General features: G+C 43.2%; 3 protein-coding genes. All 3 read left to right on the top strand.

Translation table 11 applies throughout. The features are described from left to right. A partial coding sequence (locus tag Q0212_RS16315) for an AAA family ATPase (protein ID WP_297927497.1) occupies positions 1–739 on the top strand: 739 nt, incomplete at its 5' end. Next, positions 736–1425, top strand: coding sequence for a DUF4276 family protein (locus tag Q0212_RS16320; protein ID WP_297927499.1), 690 nt, complete (start codon positions 736–738; stop codon positions 1423–1425). The genes Q0212_RS16315 and Q0212_RS16320, both read left to right, overlap by 4 nt. Beyond that, the coding region (gene pglZ / locus Q0212_RS16325; protein ID WP_297927501.1) for a BREX-1 system phosphatase PglZ type A at positions 1418–3096 on the top strand (1679 nt) is incomplete at its 3' end. The genes Q0212_RS16320 and pglZ, both read left to right, overlap by 8 nt.

Consider the following 3096-nt stretch of genomic DNA (forward strand, 5'->3'; position numbering starts at 1 on the left):
TTTAGATATTTCGGTTTTACATTCGGGAAATAGTACGTCGGCTATTTTTAATCCGTCCAATGATGTACGTGTACTAGATGCGTTCGCCAGTATAAATACCTATCAATTTCACGATACTTCTGAGACGGCAAAAATCAAACGTAACAGCTTTAAAGACGATGCCCATTTTTTACGCGAAGATGCCGCTAACTTAGCCGCTTTTTTGCGCGTAATGAAAGAAATGCCTAACAAAAAAGCCTACTATCAACGTATTGTGCGCCATATCCAACACGTTATGCCGCAGTTTGGCGATTTTGACTTGCAGCTTTTAGCTGATAACAACAACTATGTTCGCCTTAACTGGCGCGAAAAAGGCGGTGACTATTTGTTTGGCGCACATCAAATTTCGGATGGTTCGCTACGATTTATGGCCTTAGCCACTTTGTTATTACAGCCGCCCGACACTTTACCCAGCGTGATTGTTTTAGACGAACCCGAATTAGGGCTGCATCCTGCCGCGATTGCCGAACTTGCAGCCATGATTCGCACTGCCTCACGCTATAGCCAGTTAATTATTGCCACACAGTCCACCTGTTTAGTCGATGAATTTGGTTGTGATAATTTAGTAATTGTTGAGCGAGATGAGACTAATAAGTGCAGTGTCTTTAAACGACTAGACCAAGAACAATTGGTGGAATGGCTACAAAACTATAGCCTATCAGAGCTTTGGGAAAAGAATGTGTTAGGAGGCCGTCCATGATAGGCATTCATTTACACATTATTACCGAAGGCCCAACTGAACAACAATTTGTGCTAAAAGTCTTAGCTCCGCATTTGGCTCATTACCAAGTCTATGCCGATGCGCGTTGTATTTTAACTAGCAGAGACAAACACGCAGGTCGACAATCACGCGGTGGTTTACCCAACTATATCAAAGCCAAAAACGACATCCAAACTTGGCTAAAAGAAGATAGTCGTACTAATTGTCGTTTTAGCACCATGTTTGATTTTTATGCTTTACCTAATGATTTTCCAGACTTTACTAACGCTCAAAAAAAGGCTGACCCTTATCAAAAACTTGCTTGTTTAGAGGCGGCTTTAGCACAAGACATTCGAGACAATCGTTTTATCCCTTATATTCAATTACATGAATTTGAAGCCTTGATTTTGGCCGATGCTCAAAAACTAGATTGGGAATATTTGGAACATGACAAAGCGATTGCCAGTTTAGTTGCAATGGTTGGCGATGGTAATCCCGAACTGATTAATGACGGAGCAGAAACCGCCCCGTCTAAACGTATTCTTAAACAGATTCCCGAATACGACAAAGTGACCGCAGGATGGACAGTGGCTGAGCAAATTGGTTTAGCCACATTACGCCAAAAATGCCCTCATTTTAATGAATGGCTAACACGTTTAGAACAATTAGGAGCAACGGGTGAGTAACAGTAAAATCCAACAGGCACTACAAAATCTATTTGAAAAGCATCGTATCGTCTTTTGGTACGATGCCAAACAAGAGTTTGTGAGTGACTTTGAACAACTTACCTTAGCAAATATAGAAAAAATTCAGCTTAATAATAATGAGTTTGGCATTAAGTATCGAATCTTACGCCAAGAGCCTGAACATAAGTTTTTACTATATGCCGCCTATGCTCAACCCGAAGATTTAGAAAATTGGCTATTAGATATTCAACTGGCACATGGCGAATTTAGAACCGACCAAGTCGCACTATGGTTAGCCGAATTAGAACTGGGTTTGGGTTTTGCCGATGTTATCAAAGCCCATAGCGAATTTTTTCAAGCCAGCAAACGTAAAGACAGCCTCAAACGGCTATTAGCTGCTGACGATACACCTCACCTCGTGCGTCTAAAAATGTTGGCCATTTGCAGCTCTGCCGACAGTGGCCTCGATACCATTTTAGAAAGCCTACTGGCAGAACTGGCCGACGACCGTGATGACAAAATTCGTCTTATTCAGCGTTGCAGCCTAGACGGTTTTTTATGGCAACAACTGCAACGGCATTATGGTTATGAATCAACCAACCCCAGCATCAAAGACTTTAGCCTAGAGCTGTTTAAGTCGTGTTATGCCCTTGCAACCGCACAAACGGCCAAACTCAGCCATCATGCCCTCGTCTTTTTGAAGCGTTGGAAAGATAGCGTCAAACATCGTCAGTATTTTGAAAAACTCTCCGACAACTGCGCCCATGACCTTGGCATTGAGCAATTATTAGAGACACAAGACTTTCGTCAGCTCATGGACATAGATTATGTCGAACTGATTGACCGTAAAATCTTGCGTGAATTAGTACAAGGTGTAACCCAGCGCACTCTGCTTCATAACGAGGTCAGTCAGTGGGTACGTCAACGCCGTAGCAGTTATTGGTACGACCGCTTTGCCCATGTCTATAACGCCATAGATGCGGCCTCAGCCTTTATTTATAGCCTCAACAGCACCAAGCTCGACATCAGCTCACTAGCGGACGGCATTCAACGCTATAGCCAAGAGTGGTTTAAGCTCGACCAATACTATCGTAAGTTTATTTACCATCTGCGCGAATCGAAGCAACCCTCGCTACTCAATGCACTTTATACCCTGATAGATAACCTCTACAGCAATAATTACTTGCTCACCCTCAACGATCATTGGCAAGTATTGGTGGACAACGCCTCAACATGGGATAGCTCACCCTTCCCCTCTCAGCGTCAATTTTTTAATCGCTCGGTCAAACCGTTTTTAGAGCGCAATGCCAAAGTCTGCGTCATTATCTCTGACGCATTACGCTACGAAGTCGGTGAAGAGTTGTTGTCTTTGGTACGCCAAGAAGACCGCTATGATGCCAATTTAGAGCCAATGGTGTCGATGCTGCCTAGCTATACCCAATTAGGTATGGCCGCCCTACTCCCTCATCAACAGCTTGCCATTGCTGATAATCAAGGCGAAACCCTTGTTGATGGCCAAAGTAGCAAAGGCAGTGACAACCGTAAAAAGATACTCAATAAACGCCTCTCGGCCAGTGATCTCGTCTTGGAAAAAAACTTTATATCTTTAAAGCAAGACGACTCAAGAGCCTTAGTGCGTGATAATGACGTGCTGTATATCTATCACAATAA

It is taken from the genome of uncultured Agitococcus sp. (genome assembly GCF_937920075.1).
GTDB lineage: Bacteria > Pseudomonadota > Gammaproteobacteria > Pseudomonadales > Moraxellaceae > Agitococcus.